The sequence below is a fragment of the Paraburkholderia sp. FT54 genome, from assembly GCF_031585635.1.
Classification (GTDB): Bacteria; Pseudomonadota; Gammaproteobacteria; order Burkholderiales; family Burkholderiaceae; genus Paraburkholderia.
In genome coordinates, this window is record NZ_CP134195.1 from 3,608,493 (window position 1) to 3,629,114 (window position 20,622).

The following is a 20,622-nucleotide window of genomic DNA, read 5'->3' on the forward strand; positions in this document are numbered from 1 at the left end:
CCTGGCGCGGTTTGTGCGTTGCAAAATCGCGACAGACAACTTCGCGAATCACCGCAAATCAGAACGGCAGATGAGGCCGGAAACAACCATTTCAAGCGGTTCTTCCCGATCTTTTCCCACCACGGACGCGCGGCGGCAATGCCCGGTTACAACCATTTTTGCTGCGCAATCAGATTGAGATTGAGTGCTGCAGACAAGTGGCCTATGCTCCACTTAAATATCGGAAAAGACGCGTTAACCCTAATCTGACGCAATCCTTTCCGACACATTGCAATTTCCAACCGATTCGCCCGTCTTTATCCTGAACCATCCGAGGGGAGTACCGTGAAACTGACCTTTGCAATCTCGGTGGTCGCATTGGTTCTGATTGCGGGCACCACGACCATCTGCATGTCCGGGGCTGTCAACGACCACACTACCGAATACGGTGGCGTGCACGCGACCATGGAACAGCTGTTCAACCCCCACCTGAAAGTTTGTCGATAGTGCGCCTGTCGCGTTTCGTCGGTCGGCCGTGCAACGCGGCCGCCGGTTCGCGATACGTCTTGCGCCGCTCCTGTTCGACCTGCCGCTTCACCCTGCTCTCTTCAGTTTCCGCGTAAAGCGTCTGCGCGACGCTCGCCGGGCCGCGCACGTCGCACACGCCGAGCACTTCCACCTGCCACACAATCCGCTCGATCTCGATTTCGACCAGGTCGCCGACCCGCACGTCTTTCGCCGGCTTGACGCTAGCGCCGCCAATCCGCACATGGGCTTTTTCGACGGCGTCCGCGGCAAGCGAACGCGTCTTGAAGAAGCGCGCCGCCCAAAGCCATTTGTCGATGCGCAGCTTCGCGCCCGCTTCGGTTGAAATCCTGTAATTCATGAGCCCGCTCAAGCTCCTGTTGTGTGCGGCACGGGCAGCGTCTGCACCGGCCAGCCCTGCAGATTCTGCGCGACGATTTCGCCCAGCGCGGCAATCCACGCCTGCGAGGCGTTCACGCACGGAATCCGATGGAAATCCTTGCCGCCTGCGTGGAGGAATTCGTCACGCACTTCCATGCCAATTTCCTCAATGGTTTCAAGGCAATCGGCGGTGAAGCCCGGACAGAACACGTCGGCGCGCCGCACGCCCGCCGCGCCCAGTTCTTTCAACGTAGGCGCCGTGTACGGCTGCAGCCACTCCGCCTTGCCGAAACGTGACTGGAACGTGATGCGGCATTCCACCTGCGTCAGTTCGAGCGCCTGCATCAGCGCCGCGCCGGTTTGCTGGCATTGCTCGTGGTACGGGTCGCCGAGGTCCAGCGTGCGCTTGGGCACGCCGTGAAAACTCAGCACCAGCTTGTCGCCTGCGGCAAAGTCCGGCCGGCCGTGCTGATGCCAATAGTGATGAACCTGCGCGGCGAGCGCCGCAATGTAGGCAGGATGGTCGGCGTACTGGCGCACCGTGCGGATTTCCGGCTGATTGCGCATGCGCTTGAGGGCCGAAAAGGCGTCGTCGAACGCGGTGGCGGTGGTCGACGACGAATACTGCGGATACATAGGCATCAGCAACACGCGCTCGGCGCCCGCCAGCTTGAGCTGGTTCAGCATGGCCGGAATGCCCGGCGTGCCATAGCGCATTGCGTAATCGACGAGCACCGTGTAGTCGTTCAATTGCAGCAGATGGCGCAAGCCTTCCACCTGCTTCTCCGTATGGACGCGCAGCGGCGAGCCTTCGGGCATCCACACCGCGGCGTACTTCTTGGCCGAGGCGACGCCCCGGAACGGCAATATCAGCACGCGCAGGATGATCTGCCAGAGCAGCGCGGGAATTTCGACCACGCGCGGATCGGAAAGAAACTGCGCCAGATAGCGGCGGACCGCACGCGGCGTCGGCGCGTCGGGTGTGCCGAGATTGATCAGCAGCACGGCGACACGGTGTGACGTGGCGTTTTGTGAAGGCCGCTCGAGGTCGAAGCGCATAGGCAGCAGAAGTAACCGGGTTGGCGGAGAGTCGATTCAGGTGGGAATCATTATAGCGGCGACGTTCATGCACCGGTCCGCCGGACACCCCTGGCCATTCGGCCAATTGGCAAGCCGCGCGCGGTCGCGCATTATTTGCGGCAGGAGCGCACGCAAGCGCTGCCAGGAATCGACGCTTGCTTATTGCTGGCTGAGCGTCAGGGAAAGCAGCCGCGCGGTGATGTCCACAATCGGAATCACGCGGTTGTAGGCCATGCGGGTCGGTCCGATCACGCCCAGCGTGCCGACGATCTTGCCGTTCACCTCGTACGGCGCGGTGACCACGCTCATTTCCTCGATCGGTACGAGATTCGACTCGCCGCCAATGAAAATCTGCACGCCCGCCGCGTGACTCGACACGTCGAGCAATTGAAGGAGACTGGTCTTTTGGTCGAACACATCGAACAGCTTGCGCAAGCGCGCCATGTCCGACGAAAGGTCGGCGACTTCGAGCAGGTTGCGCTCGCCGGAAATCAGCACGGTTTCGCCCGTGTCGGATTCGTCCGTGCTGGCCGTGACGGCGGCGTGCATCAGCGTGGTCATGTCGCCGCGCAGTTCGTCGATTTCTTCGCGCAGGCGGCGGCGCACGTCGTCGAACGAAAGACCCGCGAAGTGCGCGTTGATGTAGTTGGACGCTTCGACCAGCTGCGACGGCGAGAAATCGCGCTGGGTCGCCATGATGCGGTTCTGCACGTCGCCCTCCGGCGTGACGATGATCAGCAGAATGCGCTTGTCGGACAAACGCATGAACTCGATCTGCTTGAACACGTGGCTGCGCCGCGGCGTGAGCACCACGCCGGCGAACTGCGACAAATTGGAGAGCACGCTGGCCGCCGCGGCAACAATTTTCTGCGGCTCGCCCGCCTGCAGCGTAGTCTTGACGGTGCGCGTCACCGCTTCTTCGTCAGCGGCGGACTCCACCGTCAGCATGGTGTCCACGAACAGGCGGTAGCCGCGCGGCGTGGGAATGCGGCCCGCCGAAGTATGCGGGCTGATCACGAGCCCCAGGTCCTCGAGGTCGGACATCACGTTGCGGATCGTTGCGGGACTCAGTTCGAGGCCCGAATAGCGCGACAACGTGCGCGAGCCGACCGGCTGACCTTCGGCGATGTAGCGCTCGATCAGCGTTTTGAGGAGGGTTTGTGCGCGAGGATCTAGCATGACGGCAAATTTTAGCTCAATGGCACGACTACCGCGAGCGCTAGGGGCGCCCATCCCGGACGAACGCGCCGCCGTTTGGCCTGCTGGCGCGTTGCCTTCGGTCCGGCACACTAGCCGGCGTTCCGCCCGGCGCGTCACCGGCCGCCTTCTGGGCGGCCCGGCTGCCGGCACCCCGCCGCACTTTAACCGGCGCACATGTCATCAAGGCTTCACCATTCTATCGATAATCGCAAGATGCGCTCACAGCCCGCGCGCGCCGGCCCGCCACCGGGTCTGTCTACGGTTCTTTTCAGGCCCTACCTATGGTGTAATGCCGGCATGCAAGTGACCAGCCAGTTCAAGACCGTCGCGCTCGTCGGGCGCAACAATACGCCGGGCATCGCCGAGCCGTTGACCGCGCTCGCCTCGTGCATCGCGAAGCGCGGCTTCGAGGTCGTGTTCGAAGCCGACACCGCCGCCGAGATCGGTGTGACCGACTATCCTGCGCTGCGTCCCGCCGAGATCGGCGCGCGCGCCGACGTTGCGGTCGTGCTGGGCGGCGACGGCACCATGCTCGGCATCGGCCGCCAGCTCGCGCCGTACCGCACGCCGCTGATCGGTATCAACCATGGGCGGCTCGGTTTCATTACCGACATTCCGATCTCCGACATGCGCGAAATCGTGCCGCAAATGCTATCCGGCAATTTCGAGCGCGAAGAACGCGTGCTGCTCGAAGCGCGCATCATGCGCGGCGGCAATCCGATCTATCACGCGCTGGCCTTCAACGACGTGGTGGTCAACCGCAGCGGCTTCTCGGGCATGGCGGAACTGCATGTCTCGGTGGACGGCCGCTTCATGTACAACCAGCGCTCGGACGGTCTGATCGTGGCTACGCCCACCGGCTCGACCGCTTACGCGCTGTCGTCGCAAGGGCCGATACTGCATCCGCAATTGCAGGGCATCGTGCTGGTGCCGATCGCGCCGCACGCGCTGTCGAACCGGCCGATCGTGCTGCCGGACGACTCGAAAGTGAGCATCCAGATCGTCTCGGGGCGCGAAGTGAACGTCAATTTCGACATGCAGTCGTTCACCTCGCTCGAACTGAGCGACACGATCGAAGTGCGCCGCTCGCGTCATACGGTGCCGATGCTGCATCCCGTCGGTTACAGCTACTTCGCCACGCTACGCAAAAAGCTGCACTGGAACGAATACCCGTCGCACGAAGAAGACCCCAAACCCTGAGCGGCACGAACACCGGAACGCGAACGCCGCCGCTGCCGAAACCCGAACATCAAGCTCACCAGACGACCTCCATGCTTCGCCACCTCTCGATACGCGACTTCGTCATCGTCGCCGCGCTCGATCTCGAATTCGACAGCGGCTTTACTGTTTTCTCCGGCGAAACCGGCGCCGGCAAGTCGATCCTGATCGATGCGCTGGCGCTAGCGCTCGGCGCCCGTGCCGATGCGAACGTCGTGCGCACCGGCGAAAGCCGCGCCGACATCACCGCGGAGTTCGAGACCCATGCGCAGGTCGAGCAATGGCTCGACGAGCAGGCGCTCGGCACGACCGGCGACGACGGCCATCACGAAGGCACGGTAATGCTGCGGCGAGTGGTGGACGCGAACGGCCGCTCGCGGGCCTTCATCAACGGCACCGCCGCGACGCTCGCGCAGTTGCGCGAGGTCGGCGAAATGCTGGTGGACATTCATGGTCAGCACGCGCACCAATTGCTGATGCGCCCCGACGCGCAACGCGAACTGTTCGACACTCACGCGGGCCTGTCGGACACTGCGGCAACCGTCACGCGGGCGTGGCGCGCGTGGCGCGAGAAGGTTCAGGCGGTCGAGCACGCGCAAACGCGTGACCGCGAGTTGCAACTGGAGCGCGAACGCCTCGCCTGGCAGCTCACTGAACTGGACAAGCTCGCGCCGCAGCCGGGCGAGTGGGAAGAGGTCAACGCCGAGCATCGGCGGCTGTCGCATTCGGCCAATCTGATCGACGGCGTGCAAGGCGCGCTCGGCGCACTGTCCGAATCGGACGAGGCGATGATCACGCATCTGTCCTCAATCGTCTCGAAGGTGCGCGATCTGGCGGAAATCGATCCGGCCTTGAACGACGTGCTGGCCGCGCTCGAGCCGGCCGAAATCCAGCTACAGGAAGCGGCTTATTCGCTGAGTCATTACGCGCAAAAGCTCGAACTCGATCCGGACCGGCTGGCGCAAGTCGAAAAGCGTCTCGACGCGTTGCATTCCGCCGCGCGCAAATTCCGTCTGCAGCCGGAAACGCTGCCTGAGGAACACGAGGCGCGTCGCGCGCAACTAGCCGCGCTCGACGCGGCCGCGGACCTCGACAGCCTGCACGCAGCCGAAGCCAAGGCCAAAGAAGTTTTCCTGACCGAAGCGAAGAAACTCTCGAAGGCGCGCGCCAAGGCCGGCAAGGCGCTGGCCGCGGCGGTCACCACGGGCATGCAGGAACTGTCGATGAAAGGCGGCAGCTTCGAAGTCGCGCTGGTGCCGCTGCCCGAAGGTGGCGCGCATGGGCTCGAACAGGTCGAGTTCCGCGTCGCCGGTCATGCCGGCGTGCCGCTGCGGCCGCTCGCGAAGGTCGCCTCCGGCGGTGAGCTGGCGCGGATCAGCCTCGCGCTCGCCGTGATCGCCAGCGCCGCCAGCCCCACCCCCACGCTGATCTTCGACGAAGTGGACACGGGCATTGGCGGCGGCGTCGCCGAAGTGGTCGGGCGGCTTTTGCATCAGCTTGGGCAACAGCGCCAGGTGCTATGCGTGACGCACTTGCCGCAAGTTGCCGCGCGCGGTGACCATCATTTCCAGGTGGCGAAGGCGGGCAACGGTCAAGGCGGCACGGTCAGCAGCGTGACCTCGCTCGACAAGGCGAGCCGCGTGGAAGAAGTCGCGCGGATGCTCGGCGGGTTGGAGATCACGCCGACCACGCGCAAGCATGCGAAGGAAATGCTGGCGGCGTAGTTGTTCGCTGGCTCGGGATGCCCTCGCCATCCGCGACTAGCGAGCGGAGCACTGGCGGCGACGGACGATGGCTCAGGGTGACTCGCCCGCCTGCAGAGTGAAGGCCGCGACCTCGCTGACGCCGGCGCTCAAAGCGCCGGCAGACAGACTCCGCGCGAGAAACCCTCGCGCGCATTTAACCAAACACGCGCTTCCACAGGCCCAGCACCGCCTCCCGCTCGGTGGCCACCAGCGCCGGCACGACCCGCGCCTTCTCCATCCCGTCCAGACGCAACTGGTGCTGCAACTTGCGGTACGTTCGATACGCCGCACCGACCGTCTCCGCTTCCGCCTCGCTCATCAGACCAAGCCGCGATACTTCCCGCAGCAACGCGATGTTGCCGGTATTGCGGATCAGCTCGGGATCGCTCGCCGCGTGCAACAGCACCCAGTACTGCACGGTGAACTCGATATCCACCATCCCGCCGCTGTCGTGCTTCAGGTCGAACAGCGCCGTATGGTTCGGATGCCCCGCTTCGACGCGCGCACGCATCTCGACGATCTCTTTCATCAGCGGCGCAGCTTCGCGCGGCGTGGTCAACACCTGTTCGCGGATGGCTTCGAACTTCGCGCCGATCTCGGCATCGCCCGCGCAGTAGCGCGCACGGCTGAGTGCCTGGTGCTCCCACACCCACGCCGTATTGGCCGCGTCGCCCTCGCGAAGCTGGTAACGGCGAAACGCGTCAAGATCGGTGACGAGCAGACCCGACTCGCCGTTCGGGCGCAGGCGCAAGTCGACGTCGAACAGGGTGCCGGCGCCGGTGGCGGTCGTGAGCCAGGTGATCAGGCGGCGGGTGTAGGTGGAGTAGACGTCGGCTGCTGCGTCGTCCGTGTCGTCGTAGAGGAAGATCAGATCGAGGTCGGACGCGTAACCCAGTTCCTTGCCGCCCAGCTTGCCGTACGCGATCACCGCGAAACGCGGCACGTCGCGGTGGCGTTTCGGCAACTGGTTCCAGACGGCCTCCAGCGTGACGTCGAGCACGGCATCGGCGAGTTCGGACAGCCGGTCGCTCACATGTTCGACGCTCAGCTTGCCGGCCAGATCGATCAGCAGAATGCGAAATACCTCGGCCTGGTGCGCATGGCGCAACAGGTCCATCTGCTGCTCGACGCCGTCCGCAGCGGCCAGACGCAGGCGCAGCGTGCGCTTGAACTCGGGCCAGTCGAACGGGCTGTTGATTGCTTCGTCGTCCAGCAATTCGTCGAGCAATTGCGGATGGCGGATCAGGTAGCCCGCCGCCCAGCGCGATCCGCCGAGCACCGACAGCACGCGATGCAGCGCCTGCGGATATTCGGTCAGCAGCGCCAGATAGGCGCCGCGCCGGCTCACCGCTTCGAGCAGGTCGAAGAAGCGCGCCACGGTATCGCCGCGCCGCTCGGCCGGCTCCAGCGTGCGCGCGGCTTCGAGCGCCCGTTGCGCGACGATATCGAAACGCTGCCGGCTACGCTCGGCCAGCCCCGCGTAACGCGAGGACTGCCACACCGCGCGCAGCCGCGCGACCAGTTCGCCCGGCTCAGCCACGCCGAGTTCGATGAGGCGCGCCTGCAGGGCTTCGTCGGCGCTGTCGTCGGCGAGCGCGCTGCTCCAGACCCATACGGCGGCGCCGTCTTCGGGTGCGCCGCAGCCGTCGCGGCCGCTCACCTTGTCGGCGAAAATCTGATCGAACTGCTGTTCGACGAATTCGCGATGCGCATCGAGCCTGGTCATCAGCGCGGCGTAGTCGTCGCAACCCATCGCGTGAGCGAGCGCCGCGCGTTCCTCGGGATCGACCGGCATCGCATGGGTTTGCGCATCGTTACGGTATTGCAGACGATGTTCGAGTTCGCGCAGGAAGCGATATGCCTGCGAAAGCTTCACGCAAACCGACGAGTCGATCAGCCCATGGGTGGCCGCGTGACGCAGCACGGCAAGCGTCGGCCGCACGCGGAAGCCCGCGTCCTGGCCGCCACGGATCAACTGGAACACCTGCGCGCTGAATTCGATTTCGCGGATACCGCCCCGCCCGAGCTTGATGTCGTCGGCCTTGTCGGGCCGCATCGACGCGCGGCGCTGCGCCTCCTGGCGAATCTGCAGATGCAGGGCGCGAATCGCGCTGATCACGCCGAAGTCGAGATAACGGCGGTAGACGAACGGCGTGACGATCGCGTCCAGTTGCTTCTGCAACCGTTGCGCGGCGTCGCTCACGCCTTCGGACACGAGGCGGCCTTTGATCCACGCATAGCGCTCCCACTCGCGGCCTTGCACGTAGAAATACTCTTCGAGCATGCCGAGGCTGCACACGAGCGGCCCCGAGTCGCCGTTCGGCCGCAGCCGCATGTCGACGCGGAACACATAGCCGTCGCCGGTCACTTCGGCGAGGGCGCCGATCAGGCGTTTGCCGAGGCGCGTGAAAAAGTCCTGCGTGGCGATCGGCGAGCGCTGACCGCCCGCCGTCTCGCCGTCCTCTTCATAAATGAAGATCAAGTCGATATCCGACGACACGTTCAGCTCGCGCCCGCCCAGCTTGCCCATCCCCACCACGCCGAGCGAGAGCCGTTCGCCTTGCGGTCCGCGCGGCTCGCCGTAGAGCGTTTCAAGTTCGGCGGACAGGACCGCCAGCGCCCGCTGGATAGTCGTCTCCGCCAGGTCGGTCATCGCGCCGGTGACTTCGGCAACATCCGCCTCGCCGGCCAGATCACGCTCCATCACGGCGCAGAAGACCTCGGTGCGCAATTGGCGCAAGGCCCGTTTGAGTGCATCTTCACTCAACGGCGCACCGACCGCGCCGGCGGCCTCTGCGCACAACGCGTCGAAACGCGCGTCGATACGCTCGCGCGTGAGCGACCCGCCGGCGAGCGCCGCCACGTGCGCCACGAGTTGCGGACGGGCCGCCGCGGCGCGCGCCGCGTAGTGTGAATAGTTGGAACTCAGGAGAGTGGCGTCGGTCATCAAGGGTCTGGCTCGCTCGTTGCTTGATCAGCGTGGTTCAGTTCGCAGTAGTACACGGTGGCGGCGCGCGCGGCGGCCTCGCGCAGGTCGCGAGACGGCACGCAGACAGGGTTTGCAGGAAGTCCGCCGGCGCTTTCCCGTGTGTTACATTTCGTCGTTAATTCGCAAAACTACCATACGCCCACCCGCCGCAGCATGTCCGAGCGAAACGAATCCGCCGACCCGCACGAAACTGTGCAAGTCCGGCCTGTGAGCGGAAGCGACCACATCGTGCTGCGTCGGACTTTTCACGTGGTCCTCGCGCTCGCGCTCGTCCTGTATTTCATTGCGACGGGTCTGTTTCTCGGCTTGCGCTACGTGGTCCTGCCGCGCGTCGACTCGTTCCGGCCGCGCATCGAAGCCAGCGTTTCCGAAAAGCTGCACGCCCAGTTCACCATCGGCAAACTCGCTCCGCATTGGAGCGGCTTCCAGCCCGGCCTCGACGTCACCAACCTCGTGATCCGCGATCACGACGGCAACGCCGCACTGACGATCCCGCACGCCACCGCCACGCTCTCGTGGAGGTCGCTCTGGCAGTTTCATCCCGCGCTGTCCAGCCTGATCGTCGATCAGCCGGACGTGCTGGTGTCGCGCAGCAGCGACGGCGTGCTCTCAGTGGCGGGCGTACCGGTGCCGACCCGCCATAGCGGCAACGACACCTTGTCCACCTGGCTGCTGCGTCAACAGGCGATCGTGGTGCGCGGCGGCGCGCTGCGCTGGCGCGATGCGCAGCATGACGCGCCGGAGTTGGCGCTGCGCGACATCCGCATCGCGATTCTCAACGACGGCTACGATCACCGCCTCGCGCTGCAGGCGCCCGCCGACGGTCAGGTCCTGCACGGCCCGCTCGATTTCCGCACGCACTTCAAACACGCGCCGCTCTCCGCGATCGGCAAGCCGATCAACTGGACCGGTCAGGTGTACGTCTCGACCGGCCCGGTCGATTTGCCGACGCTCGCGCGCTACGTCGATTTCCCGATCGAGACGTTTGCCGGCCGTATCGACAACGCCATCTGGATCGACTTCACCGAGGGACGCATGAAGTCGGCGGGCGGCCAACTCGCCGGCACCGACGTCGCCCTGCGGGTGCGTCCGACCCAGCCGAAGCTGCTGGTGCCGGTCGCCAATTTCTCGTGGCGCCTCGAAGCCGAACAGGGCGACTACAAGCTGCAACTCAGCCAGCTGCATGCCGAACTCGGCCAGCCACCGCTCGACGACGGCACGCCGCTCACCCGCACGCTCGCGCTCACCACGCTGAACGGACGCTACCGGACCGCCTCGCAGCAGCATGGGCAACTCGTCAGCGTGAGCGGCGATCGTGTCGACCTGGGCATCCTCGCCGAATTCAGCCGTGCGTTGCCGCTGCCGCAGCGTCTGCTGAACAATCTGGTGCGCTTCAATCCGCGCGGTCTGGTGGCCAATTATGTAATCGAGGTCGAGCGCGGCAAGCCGGAGTCGGGCGAAGCAGGCAGCGATCATCGCCCGAGCGGCGCCGAGCCGATCGAGCACTACCGCTTCAAGGGCGATCTGCAAGGCATCAGCGTGGCCGCCCAGGAGCCGCCGCCGGGGCTCACGCCGCTGAATCACCCACGCGCGGGTATCCCCGGCATCGAGAATCTGTGGGGCAGCGTGGATGCCGACGAGACCCACGGCACCGCCCTGCTCGACACCTCCAATGTCGCCATCACGCTGCCGGGGGTGTTCGACGATCCGCGCCTGAAGCTCGATCATCTGCACGGCCGGGCCGACTGGGCCATCAAACTGAAGGCGCCGGGAGAGAACCGCCCGGCCTTCACCGTGAAGCTGGCCGATTTCAGCGTCTCGAACGCCGACGTCGCCGCCACCGCCTCCGCCGACTACAGCAACCCCGGCCACGGACGCGGCTCGCTCGATCTGAAAGCGGACTTCCAGCGCGCGCAGGTGGCGCGCATCGTCCGCTATTTGCCGACCAGCATCAGCGAAAAGCTGCGCATCTATCTGGGTCACGGCTTGCAGGCCGGCATGTCGCAGGGCGCCACCATCGAGGTGCATGGCGATCTGACCAAGTTCCCGTACTCGCGCGATCCGAGCGCCGGGCTATTCCATATCGTCGCGCCGTTCAAGGGCGGCAAGTTCGATCCGACGCCCTTCCCGCCGCGCAAGATGAGGAACGGCACGCCGAATGTGTGGCCGGCGCTCGACGGCATCGACGGCGTGTTCGAGCTCAAGCAGAACGTGCTGCGCTTCGATATCGACCGGGCGCATTACAAGCAGGTCGCACTGATCGGCGTCAACGGCAGGATCGAGGACCTCGGCACCAAGGCGTCGAGCCTCGTCATCAAGGGCGATGGCCACGGGCCGCTCGCCGACATGCTCGACTACGTGAACGCCAGCTCGCTCGGCATCATGGCGAAGCATGAAACCGAGAAGGTGCGCGCCGAAGGGCCGGCGTCCCTCGCGCTTCAGCTCACGGTGCCGCGTACGCCGAAGCCGCACATCGCTGTGGAAGGCGCGGTCGGCTTCCAGAACAACCGCTTGAGCGTCGAGAACGTGCCGCCGCTGTCGCAACTGAAGGGCAAGGTGCATTTCACCGAACACACGGCGCAGGTGGAGCGGCTCTCCGGGCAATTCCTCGGCGGCGACGTGCACGCGAACGGCGGCTTGAAGAAGGACGGCACCTATGCGCTCGACCTCGGCGGCCATATCGCCGTCGACGCGGCACGCGGCCTCAATCTGCATGGCTCGGCCGCGCAGGTGCTGACGCGTATGAGCGGCAGCGCGCCCTACGCGCTCAACGTGCGCGGCGCCAAGGGGCGGTTGCCCGAAGTGACGGCGAACTCCGACCTGACCGGCCTCGCGCTCGACTTCCCGGCGCCGTTCAACAAGCCGGTCGGCACGCCGATGCCACTGCGCTTCGCCGTCAACCCGTCCGCCGCGTTTGGTGAAACCGGCCTGGAACGCGCCGATCTCACCTTCGGTCCGGTCGCCGCCACCTATCTGCTGCGCTACCAGCCGAAGACGGCGCCGACGGTCGTGCGCGGCGCGGTCGGCGTGAACAGGCCCGCCGACCTGCCATCGGAAGGCGTGACCGCGGCCGTCGAGCTGGACGCATTCGATGCGGACGCGTGGCGTGCGCTGGTCGCCCAGATGCGCAGCAAAGAAGCGCCCGCTCCTGCCACGGCCACGCCAGCCGCGCCGAACCCGACCGTCACGCAATTCCTGCCGAACCGCTTCGCGCTGCACATCGGCACGCTGACGCTGCTCAAGCGTCACTGGGACAGCGTGATCGTCGGCGCGTCGCATGCGGACCGCACGTGGCAGGCGAACATCGCCTCGAACCAGGTGTCGGGCCATGTGTCGTGGCTGCCGGGCGCGACGAAAGAATCGCCCGGTACGCTGCAGGCGCGCTTTGCCCGCGTGGTGATTCCATCGGCCACCGACAAGGACCTGCTCGGCCAGGCGATATCGGCGCCGGCGCAGAACATGCCGTCCATCGATCTGGTGGTCAACGAACTGATCTTCCGCGACCGCAACGTCGGCCGTCTCGAAGTCGATGCGCACAACTTCGACGAAGACGGCGTGCCGGTCTGGCAACTCGACAAGCTCGACATCACCAACTCCGCCGCCACGCTGACCGCCACCGCGAACTGGCGCACCTCGACCGAACTTGGCAACAGCGCCGATCAAGCCACACCGCGCCGCACCGTGTTCGATTTCAAGCTCGACATCAAGGACGCCGGCGCGCTGCTGGAGCGCTTCGGCCAGCCGCGCACGCTCAAGGCGGGCAACGGCTCGCTCTCGGGCAAGGTGGTGTGGCAGGGCGGCCCGACCAAGATCGACTATCCGACCTTCAACGGCAATCTGGCAGTCGATCTGCGGCATGGCCAGATTCTCAAGGTCGATCCGGGCGTCGCCAAGCTGCTGGGCGTGCTCAGCCTGCAAAGCCTCGCGCGCTTCGCCACGATGAACTTCCACGACGTGATCGGCGAAGGCTTGCCGTTCGAGCACGTCACCGGCACGGCGCAGATTCACAACGGCATCGGCCGCACCGAGAACTTCGAGTTGGTGACCGCGCCGGCGCGCGCCGAGATGAAGGGTTCGGTCGATCTCGCTCAGGAAACCCAGGATCTGCACGTGCGGGTCGTGCCGACGATCAGCGCCGGCGCCGGCGTGATTGCCGCGGCCGTCATCAATCCGCTGCTCGGGCTGGGCGCGCTGGTGGCCGATGTGGCCTTTAGCCAGACCGTCTCGCACGCGTTCGCGCGCGATTACGCGATCACTGGGTCGTGGTCGAAACCGCACGTCGAGCGGGTGAAGGACGATCGCGGTAAGATGGACGCTCCGGCTTCGACCGTGGAAGCGCACTGAGGCTGTGTCCGGCCCTTTGTTTGGTCAGACAGTCACCGTGCCGCACCGGCGGCCCCAGCCAGCCTTGAACGACGTATGCGGCGCAAGCTGTTCGCGCCGCCGCCTTGCCGGGAGTTTTCCGAAACGCTCATGAGCGAAACACACGTCTCTTCAACCGTCTCCAGCGGTTCCCTGAAAAGCGCATTCCGTGTCGCCGCGCTGCAAATGGTCAGCACACCGGATCGCGAGCGCAATCTGGCCGAGGCCGGGCGCCTGATCGCCGAAGCCGCCGCCGAGGGCGCGCAACTCGTCCTGCTGCCTGAATACTTCTGCTTCATGGGCTTCAAGGACACGGACAAGCTTGCCGTGCGCGAACCCTATCAGGACGGCCCGATCCAGCGCTTTCTTGCCGACGCCGCGCGCCGCCACAAAGTCTGGGTGATCGGCGGCACGCTGCCGTTGATGTCGCCCGAAGCCTCGCGTGTGCTGAACACCACGCTGGTGTTCGACCCGCAAGGCAACGAGGCCGCGCGCTACGACAAGATCCACCTGTTCAACTTTGAAAAGGGCGAGGAATCGTTCGACGAGGCGCGCACCATCTGCCCCGGCGGCGAGGTCCGCACGTTCGAGGCGCCGTTCGGCCGCGTCGGCCTGTCGGTCTGCTACGATCTGCGCTTTCCGGAACTGTACCGGCGCATGGGCGACTGCGCGCTGATCGTGGTGCCGTCGGCGTTCACCTACACGACCGGCCGCGCGCATTGGGAAATGCTGCTGCGCGCCCGGGCGGTCGAAAACCAGTGTTACGTGCTGGCCGCGGCGCAAGGCGGCAAACATGAAAACGGCCGCCGTACGTGGGGCCACAGCATGCTGATCGACCCGTGGGGCGAAATCGTCGCGGTGCGCGACGAAGGCGCAGGCGTGGTCGCCGGCAATCTCGAGCGTGCGCGCATCGACGAAGTGCGACAGAGTCTGCCCGCCTGGCGTCATCGCGTGCTCAGTTGACTCACCTGACTCAGTGGATAAACCCTTCCGCGTGACATTGAAACTGCGGCGCCCCCTGCTCATATAAGTGAGTGACAGAGGCGCTAACCGAATCCTTCGTATCGAGCAGAACATACTTCGCATGAACATCATCGAACCCGGTATCCGTAATCTCGCCACCGCCAAGGACATCCTCCTGACGCCCTACGGTCTCGACGAAGCCCTGCTCACCCGCACGCTCGCCGAAATCTTCACGCACAAGATCGACTACGCCGACCTGTATTTCCAGTACACGCGCAGCGAAGCGTGGAGTCTCGAAGAAAGCATCGTGAAATCAGGCAGCTTCAGTATCGACCAGGGCGTCGGCGTGCGCGCCGTGTCGGGCGACCGCACGGCTTTCGCCTATTCGGACGACCTGTCGCCCGAAGCGATCCGCCAGGCGGCGCTCGCCACCCGTTCGATCGCCAAGGCGGGCGGCGGCAAGCAGAAGATCAAGGTGGCGTCGTCGCTGACCGGCATCGCCGGGCGCGATCTGTATCTGCCGGCCGATCCGCTGCATTCGCTCGACGCCACCGCGAAGGTCAAGCTGCTCGAGCGCATCGAACAGATGGCGCGCGGGCGCGATCCGCGTATCCAGCAGGTCATGGCCGGCCTCGCCGGTGAATACGACGTGGTGCTGGTCGCGCGCAGCGACGGCGGCTTCGCGGCCGACATTCGTCCGCTGGTGCGTGTGTCGGTCACGGTGATCGCCGAGCAGAACGGCCGCCGCGAAATCGGCAGCGGTGGCGGCGGCGGCCGCTTCGACTACGGCTATTTCACTGACGACGTGCTGTCGGGCTATGTCGACGACGCCGTGCATGCGGCGCTGGTCAATCTCGAAGCCCGTCCGGCGCCGGCCGGCGCGATGACCGTCGTGCTCGGACCGGGCTGGCCCGGCGTGCTGCTGCACGAAGCGATCGGCCACGGTCTCGAAGGCGACTTCAACCGGAAGGGTTCGTCGGCATTCGCCGGACGAATCGGCGAACAGGTCGCCGCCAAGGGCGTCACCGTGGTCGACGACGGCACGCTGCCGAACCGCCGCGGCTCGCTCAATATCGACGACGAAGGCAACTCTACCCAGTGCACCACGCTGATCGAGGACGGCATCCTGAAGGGCTACATCCAGGACACGCTGAACGCGCGTCTAATGAAAATGCCGGTCACCGGCAACGCGCGCCGCGAGTCGTATGCAGCGCTGCCCATGCCGCGCATGACCAACACGTACATGCTCAACGGCGACAAGGACCCGCAGGAAATCATCGCCTCCGTGAAAAACGGCCTGTATGCGGTGAACTTCGGCGGCGGCCAGGTCGACATCACCAACGGCAAGTTCGTGTTCTCGGCGTCCGAGGCGTACATGATCGAAAACGGCAAGGTCACGTACCCGGTGAAGGGCGCGACGCTGATCGGCAGCGGCCCGGAATCGCTCAAATACGTCAGCATGATCGGCAACGACATGAAGCTCGATTCGGGCGTCGGCGTGTGCGGCAAGGAAGGCCAGAGCGTGCCGGTGGGCGTCGGCCAACCCACGCTGCGGATCGACCGGATGACGGTCGGCGGCACAGCCTGATTCGGCAGAAAATGCATACTTCGTGCATGCATCGCGCGAAGTATGCGGATTTTCCGCATTTTTGTACCCTGCAGCTTGCAAGCGCCGCCTGCCCGGGTTATAAAGTCACTCACCCTTTTTGACCTGCGACCTCATTTCGCCATGTCCGCCAAGTTTTACTTTTACTTTTTTTGGCATCTCAGACCGCTGGCGGATCGAGAGGGGTGTTAATGCACGCAGAACACCGAGAATTCCCGAAAAACCGCCAGCTAGCCTGGCGGTTTTTTTTCGCCTCACGTCTTTGAAACTTTACTTTTTTGATGGTCGTCCGCTCTGGCATCGCTGCTTCATCGCAACCCTGACTGCCCGCGCGAACACGCTACGAACCGATTGGAGAACAACATGCCCCCGCACAATACCGACGATGTCCGCATCCGCGAACTGAAAGAACTCACGCCGCCCGCTCACCTGATCCGCGAATTCGCTTGCGACGAAACGGTGTCCGACGTGATCTACAACTCGCGCACCGCGATGCATCGCATTCTGCACGGCATGGAAGACCGCTTGATCGTGATCATCGGACCGTGCTCGATTCACGATACCAAGGCAGCGATGGAATATGCGGGGCGTCTGATCGAGCAGCGCAAGCGCTTCGCGGGCGAACTCGAAATCGTGATGCGCGTGTACTTCGAAAAGCCGCGCACTACCGTGGGCTGGAAGGGTCTCATCAACGACCCGCACATGGACAACAGCTTCAAGATCAACGACGGCCTGCGCACCGCGCGCGAGCTGCTGTTGCGCATCAACGAACTGGGCCTGCCGGCCGGCACCGAATATCTCGACATGATCAGCCCGCAGTACATCGCCGACCTGATCTCGTGGGGTGCGATCGGCGCGCGCACCACCGAGTCCCAGGTGCACCGCGAACTGGCTTCGGGACTGTCGTGCCCAGTCGGCTTCAAGAACGGCACGGACGGCAACGTCAAGATCGCCGTCGACGCGATCAAGGCCGCTTCGCAGCCGCACCATTTCCTGTCGGTCACCAAGGGCGGCCACTCGGCGATCGTCTCGACTGCAGGGAATGAGGACTGCCACATCATCCTGCGTGGCGGCAAGACGCCAAACTACGACGCGGACAGCGTCAACGCGGCATGCGCGGACATTGGCAAAGCCGGTCTCGCCGCGCGTCTGATGATCGACGCGAGCCACGCGAACAGCTCGAAGAAGCACGAGAATCAGATTCCGGTGTGCGCGGATATCGGCCGTCAGATTGCTTCGGGTGACGAACGGATTGTCGGCGTGATGGTGGAATCGCATCTGGTGGCCGGCCGCCAGGACCTGCAGGAAGGCTGCGCGCTGACGTACGGCCAGAGCATCACCGACGCGTGCATCGGCTGGGATGAAAGCGTCGCCGTGCTCGAAGGCCTCGCCGACGCGGTCAAGCAACGCCGTGTGGCACGCGGCAGCGGCAACTGAAGCCACGCTGATTGCAGCAGTAGATGCACGAAAAAGCCCGGCTCGATGAGCCGGGCTTTTTGTTAGCCAAACGGACGAATGGTGCTCCTTTAACCGCCTCTGTACCGTAACAACTCATGGCCGGGTCGAATCCGACTTGACCGGGATGAAAGTTGCGTATAAGATTTTGTACATGAAAGGCGGCTATGGAGCAGGAAAAAGAAATTCGCTGGCTAGGCTCCAGCTATCACGATTTACTCGCCTTTCCCGAAGAGATGCGTCGCCGAGCGGGGTTTCAACTGGGCAAGATTCAGGCAGGGCTCGACCCTGACGACTGGAAACCGTTTGACTCAATCGGCCCTGGAACGCGCGAGATTCGCATCAAGGAGGCAGACGGCATTTTTCGCGTCATGTACGTGACCAAGTTTGTGGAAGCACTGTACGTGCTGCATTGCTTCCAGAAGAAAACGCAAAAGCTGGGTCCGCGTGACAGGAAGATTGCCGAAACGCGGTATCGCGCCATCATTAACGATAGGAAAACTTAGCAAATGACGATCGACACCAAAATTCGTCACGTAACCAGGCCCGGCGCCAATCTGTTCCTCGAACTCGGCTTTTCCGCTGAAGAGGCGAAACGCCTGCACGCCGCGTCGCAAAAACAGATCAACGACACGCGGCTGCTCAAGGAGCAGCTTATGACGGAACTGTCCACCTGGATCGAACAGCATCATTTGAAGCAGGCCGAGGCAGCCGAGATTCTGATGGTGTCGCGCCCGCGCGTGTCCGACGTGGTCAACAAGAAGACCACCAAGTTCACCATCGACACTTTGGTGGAAATGATGAGCCGGATCGGTAAGCCAGTCACGCTGGCGGTCGGCTAACGTGCAGCACTCGTCAATGCGTGTGACTTTGCATGCGTTATCACGCCGTCATACACGCATTGCCACGGCCCGGCTCTAGCCGGCGCTGCGCTCGTGCTGCCACAGCACGTCGGTGCCACCGTCCGCACGATTGAGCACGCGCGCGAGCACGAACAGCAGATCGGATAGCCGGTTCACATACTGGCGCGGCGCGGCGTTAATGGTCTCGTGCTCACCCAACGCAACGATCGCCCGTTCGGCACGGCGGCACACGGTGCGGCACACATGTGCGAGCGAGGCCGCGCGTGAGCCGCCTGGCAGAATGAACTCCTTCAGCGGCGGCAGAGCCGCGTTGTAGTCGGCAAGCCAGTCGTCGAGTTGGGCGAGTTGCCGGTCGGTAATCATCGTGTGGCCGGGAATGCACAGTTCGCCGCCAAGGTCGAACAGATCGTGCTGAATCGCAACTAGCGCTGTCCGCACCTTGTCCGGCAAGGATTCACACAGCAACACGCCGAGGTTCGAGTTGAGTTCGTCCACGTCGCCTATCGCGGCGATGCGCGCGCTGTCTTTGCGCACACGGCTGCCATCGCCAAGACCGGTGGTGCCGTCGTCCCCCGTACGGGTGGCGATCTTGCTCAAGCGGTTGCCCATGTGATGTCTCCCATGCATTCAGTGACGATGCGCCGCGCCACGCTGCCCGCCATGGGCCAAGGATGGTTCACAACAACCCATCAGCCATCGCGTTTATCCATATTGCGCGCATCGTGAAGTCGCCGCCATTATAGAAGCGCTGGCCGGCTGCAACGCCGGCCCACGGGCGATCGGCGTAAAATGAAACACATGCTGCAAACCAGCACCGCCCCACATACCAGGAGACATGCGTGAATCATCCCGTGCCGCCGGCCCCGCTGCGCCGACCGTTTCCCGCCGAATTGCTGAGCGCCCTCAAAGCCGCCTTCGCTGATCGCGTGTCCGTCTCCGACGCCGTGCGCGCCCATCATGGCCGCGACGAATCGCCGTTCGACCCGCAACTGCCTGACGCCGTCGTGTTCGCACGCACGACCGAAGACGTGCAAACCATCGTCAAACTGTGCGGCCAGTACAATGTGCCGATCATCCCTTACGGCAACGGCTCGTCGCTCGAAGGGCATCTGCTTGCCGTGCAAGGCGGCGTATCGATCGATCTGTCGGAAATGAACCGGGTGTTGTCGATCAACGCCGAAGACCTGACGGTCACCGTCGAGCCCGGCATCTCACGCAAGCAGTTGAACGAGGCATTGCGCGACACGGGTCTGTTCTTCCCGATCGACCCGGGCGCGGACGCGAGCATCGGCGGCATGTCGGCCACGCGCGCCTCGGGCACCAACGCCGTGCGCTACGGCACGATGCGCGAGAACGTGCTCGGGCTGACCGTGGTGCTGGCCGACGGCCGCGTGATCAAAACTGGCACGCGGGCCCGCAAGTCGTCCGCGGGGTACGACCTCACGCGCCTGTTCGTCGGCTCGGAAGGCACGCTCGGCGTGATCACGGAAATCACCGTGCGCCTGTATCCGCAACCCGAAGCGGTGTCAGCGGCGGTGTGCGCGTTCCCGTCCATGGGCGCTGCGGTTCGCGCAGTGATTGAAACGATCCAGATGGGTGTGCCGATTGCGCGCGTCGAGTTCGTCGACTCGCTCGCCATCCGCTCCATCAATCGCCACTCGAATCTGACGCTGCGTGAAGCGCCCACGCTATTCTTCGAATTCCACGGCACAGAGGCCGGCGTGAAGGAGCAAGCCGAGCTGGTGCAGGAGATCGCCGCGCAGAATGCCGGCGAAGGCTTCGAATGGGCGACCCGCCCGGAGGATCGCAGCCGTCTGTGGAACGCGCGCCACAACGCCTATTTCGCCATGCTGCAACTGAAGCCCGGCTGCCGCGCGGTCACCACCGACGTCTGCGTGCCGATCTCACGTCTCGCGGAATGCGTGGAGGAAACCGAACAGGATCTGAAAGCCTCGCCGCTGCCCTGCCCGATCGTCGGCCATGTGGGCGACGGCAATTTCCATGTCGCGATTCTGATCGATCCCAACAAGCCGGAAGAACTCGTCGAAGCCGAGCGTCTGAACCATCGCATCGTGCAACGCGCGCTGCGCATGGACGGCACCTGCACGGGCGAGCACGGCGTTGGGCTGCACAAGATGGGCTTCCTGCTCGAAGAGCACGGTGAAGTCGCGGTCGATACGATGCGCTCCATCAAGCATGCGCTCGATCCGCACAATCTGATGAACCCGGGCAAGATCTTCACCTGGGCAGCTTGAG

Annotated in this window: 14 protein-coding genes; 9 read left to right on the forward strand and 5 right to left on the reverse strand. The window is 64.4% G+C overall.

The genetic code is table 11. From position 1 onward, the window contains the following. Window positions 1-457 precede the first annotated feature (457 nt). The 3 genes from RI103_RS16630 to hrcA form a co-directional block, all read right to left on the reverse strand. Window positions 458-865: an RNA-binding S4 domain-containing protein gene (locus tag RI103_RS16630; RefSeq protein ID WP_310813011.1), complete on the reverse strand. Its 408-nt coding sequence runs from the start codon at window positions 863-865 to the stop codon at window positions 458-460. 8 nt (window positions 866-873) lie between these two features. Beyond that, window positions 874-1,944: a ferrochelatase gene (hemH, locus tag RI103_RS16635; RefSeq protein WP_310813012.1), complete on the reverse strand. Its 1,071-nt coding sequence runs from the start codon at window positions 1,942-1,944 to the stop codon at window positions 874-876. Between the two features lie 180 nt (window positions 1,945-2,124). Then, window positions 2,125-3,144, reverse strand: a complete 1,020-nt coding sequence (hrcA, locus tag RI103_RS16640; RefSeq protein ID WP_106284494.1) for a heat-inducible transcriptional repressor HrcA — start codon at window positions 3,142-3,144, stop codon at window positions 2,125-2,127. A 318-nt stretch (window positions 3,145-3,462) separates the two neighbouring features. Here hrcA and RI103_RS16645 point away from each other — a divergent pair, with 318 nt between their 5' ends. Together RI103_RS16645 and recN are read left to right on the forward strand one after the other, a co-directional pair. Beyond that, window positions 3,463-4,365 (forward strand): NAD kinase, encoded by a 903-nt coding sequence (locus tag RI103_RS16645; RefSeq protein WP_168792627.1) that lies wholly within the window; start codon window positions 3,463-3,465, stop codon window positions 4,363-4,365. A 71-nt stretch (window positions 4,366-4,436) separates the two neighbouring features. Then, window positions 4,437-6,107: a DNA repair protein RecN gene (recN, locus tag RI103_RS16650; protein WP_310813013.1), complete on the forward strand. Its 1,671-nt coding sequence runs from the start codon at window positions 4,437-4,439 to the stop codon at window positions 6,105-6,107. Between the two features lie 175 nt (window positions 6,108-6,282). On the opposite strand, the gene glnE is transcribed toward recN, so the two are convergent. Further along, window positions 6,283-9,075, reverse strand: a complete 2,793-nt coding sequence (gene glnE / locus RI103_RS16655) for a bifunctional [glutamate--ammonia ligase]-adenylyl-L-tyrosine phosphorylase/[glutamate--ammonia-ligase] adenylyltransferase (RefSeq protein WP_310813014.1) — start codon at window positions 9,073-9,075, stop codon at window positions 6,283-6,285. A 195-nt stretch (window positions 9,076-9,270) separates the two neighbouring features. Here glnE and RI103_RS16660 point away from each other — a divergent pair, with 195 nt between their 5' ends. From RI103_RS16660 to RI103_RS16685, 6 genes are all read left to right on the forward strand, one after another. Continuing rightward, the gene (locus tag RI103_RS16660) at window positions 9,271-13,461 is read left to right on the forward strand and encodes a YhdP family protein (RefSeq protein ID WP_310813015.1); all 4,191 of its coding nucleotides are present in this window, start codon (window positions 9,271-9,273) and stop codon (window positions 13,459-13,461) included. 129 nt (window positions 13,462-13,590) lie between these two features. Then, entirely contained in the window at window positions 13,591-14,442 is an 852-nt protein-coding gene (locus RI103_RS16665; protein WP_310813016.1) for a carbon-nitrogen hydrolase family protein, read from the forward strand. 121 nt (window positions 14,443-14,563) lie between these two features. Continuing rightward, window positions 14,564-16,030 carry a metalloprotease TldD gene (gene tldD / locus RI103_RS16670; RefSeq protein ID WP_310813017.1) on the forward strand — a complete coding sequence of 489 codons (1,467 nt, stop codon included), beginning with the start codon at window positions 14,564-14,566 and terminating at the stop codon, window positions 16,028-16,030. 381 nt (window positions 16,031-16,411) lie between these two features. After that, complete coding sequence (gene aroG / locus RI103_RS16675; RefSeq protein WP_012431785.1) at window positions 16,412-17,485, forward strand: 3-deoxy-7-phosphoheptulonate synthase AroG; 1,074 nt, start codon at window positions 16,412-16,414, stop codon at window positions 17,483-17,485. Between the two features lie 185 nt (window positions 17,486-17,670). Then, entirely contained in the window at window positions 17,671-18,009 is a 339-nt protein-coding gene (locus RI103_RS16680; RefSeq protein ID WP_310813018.1) for a type II toxin-antitoxin system RelE/ParE family toxin, read from the forward strand. A 3-nt stretch (window positions 18,010-18,012) separates the two neighbouring features. Then, the gene (locus RI103_RS16685) at window positions 18,013-18,345 is read left to right on the forward strand and encodes a helix-turn-helix domain-containing protein (RefSeq protein WP_091796681.1); all 333 of its coding nucleotides are present in this window, start codon (window positions 18,013-18,015) and stop codon (window positions 18,343-18,345) included. 75 nt (window positions 18,346-18,420) lie between these two features. Here RI103_RS16685 and RI103_RS16690 read toward each other — a convergent pair whose 3' ends face one another. Next, window positions 18,421-18,975, reverse strand: coding sequence for a cob(I)yrinic acid a,c-diamide adenosyltransferase (locus RI103_RS16690; RefSeq protein WP_310813019.1), 555 nt, complete (start codon window positions 18,973-18,975; stop codon window positions 18,421-18,423). A gap of 230 nt (window positions 18,976-19,205) precedes the next feature. Between RI103_RS16690 and RI103_RS16695 the strand changes: the two genes are divergently transcribed. Next, window positions 19,206-20,621 carry an FAD-linked oxidase C-terminal domain-containing protein gene (locus RI103_RS16695; RefSeq protein WP_310813020.1) on the forward strand — a complete coding sequence of 472 codons (1,416 nt, stop codon included), beginning with the start codon at window positions 19,206-19,208 and terminating at the stop codon, window positions 20,619-20,621. Window position 20,622 lies beyond the last annotated feature (1 nt).

Bases quoted from the DNA above. Each gene is read 5' to 3' on its own strand.
- RI103_RS16630 (WP_310813011.1), bottom strand. From the start codon at position 865: ATGAATTACAGGATTTCAACCGAAGCGGGCGCGAAGCTGCGCATCGAC.
- hemH (WP_310813012.1), bottom strand. From the start codon at position 1,944: ATGCGCTTCGACCTCGAGCGGCCTTCACAAAACGCCACGTCACACCGT.
- hrcA (WP_106284494.1), bottom strand. From the start codon at position 3,144: ATGCTAGATCCTCGCGCACAAACCCTCCTCAAAACGCTGATCGAGCGC.
- RI103_RS16645 (WP_168792627.1), top strand. From the start codon at position 3,463: ATGCAAGTGACCAGCCAGTTCAAGACCGTCGCGCTCGTCGGGCGCAAC.
- recN (WP_310813013.1), top strand. From the start codon at position 4,437: ATGCTTCGCCACCTCTCGATACGCGACTTCGTCATCGTCGCCGCGCTC.
- glnE (WP_310813014.1), bottom strand. From the start codon at position 9,075: ATGACCGACGCCACTCTCCTGAGTTCCAACTATTCACACTACGCGGCG.
- RI103_RS16660 (WP_310813015.1), top strand. From the start codon at position 9,271: ATGTCCGAGCGAAACGAATCCGCCGACCCGCACGAAACTGTGCAAGTC.
- RI103_RS16665 (WP_310813016.1), top strand. From the start codon at position 13,591: ATGAGCGAAACACACGTCTCTTCAACCGTCTCCAGCGGTTCCCTGAAA.
- tldD (WP_310813017.1), top strand. From the start codon at position 14,564: ATGAACATCATCGAACCCGGTATCCGTAATCTCGCCACCGCCAAGGAC.
- aroG (WP_012431785.1), top strand. From the start codon at position 16,412: ATGCCCCCGCACAATACCGACGATGTCCGCATCCGCGAACTGAAAGAA.
- RI103_RS16680 (WP_310813018.1), top strand. From the start codon at position 17,671: ATGGAGCAGGAAAAAGAAATTCGCTGGCTAGGCTCCAGCTATCACGAT.
- RI103_RS16685 (WP_091796681.1), top strand. From the start codon at position 18,013: ATGACGATCGACACCAAAATTCGTCACGTAACCAGGCCCGGCGCCAAT.
- RI103_RS16690 (WP_310813019.1), bottom strand. From the start codon at position 18,975: ATGGGCAACCGCTTGAGCAAGATCGCCACCCGTACGGGGGACGACGGC.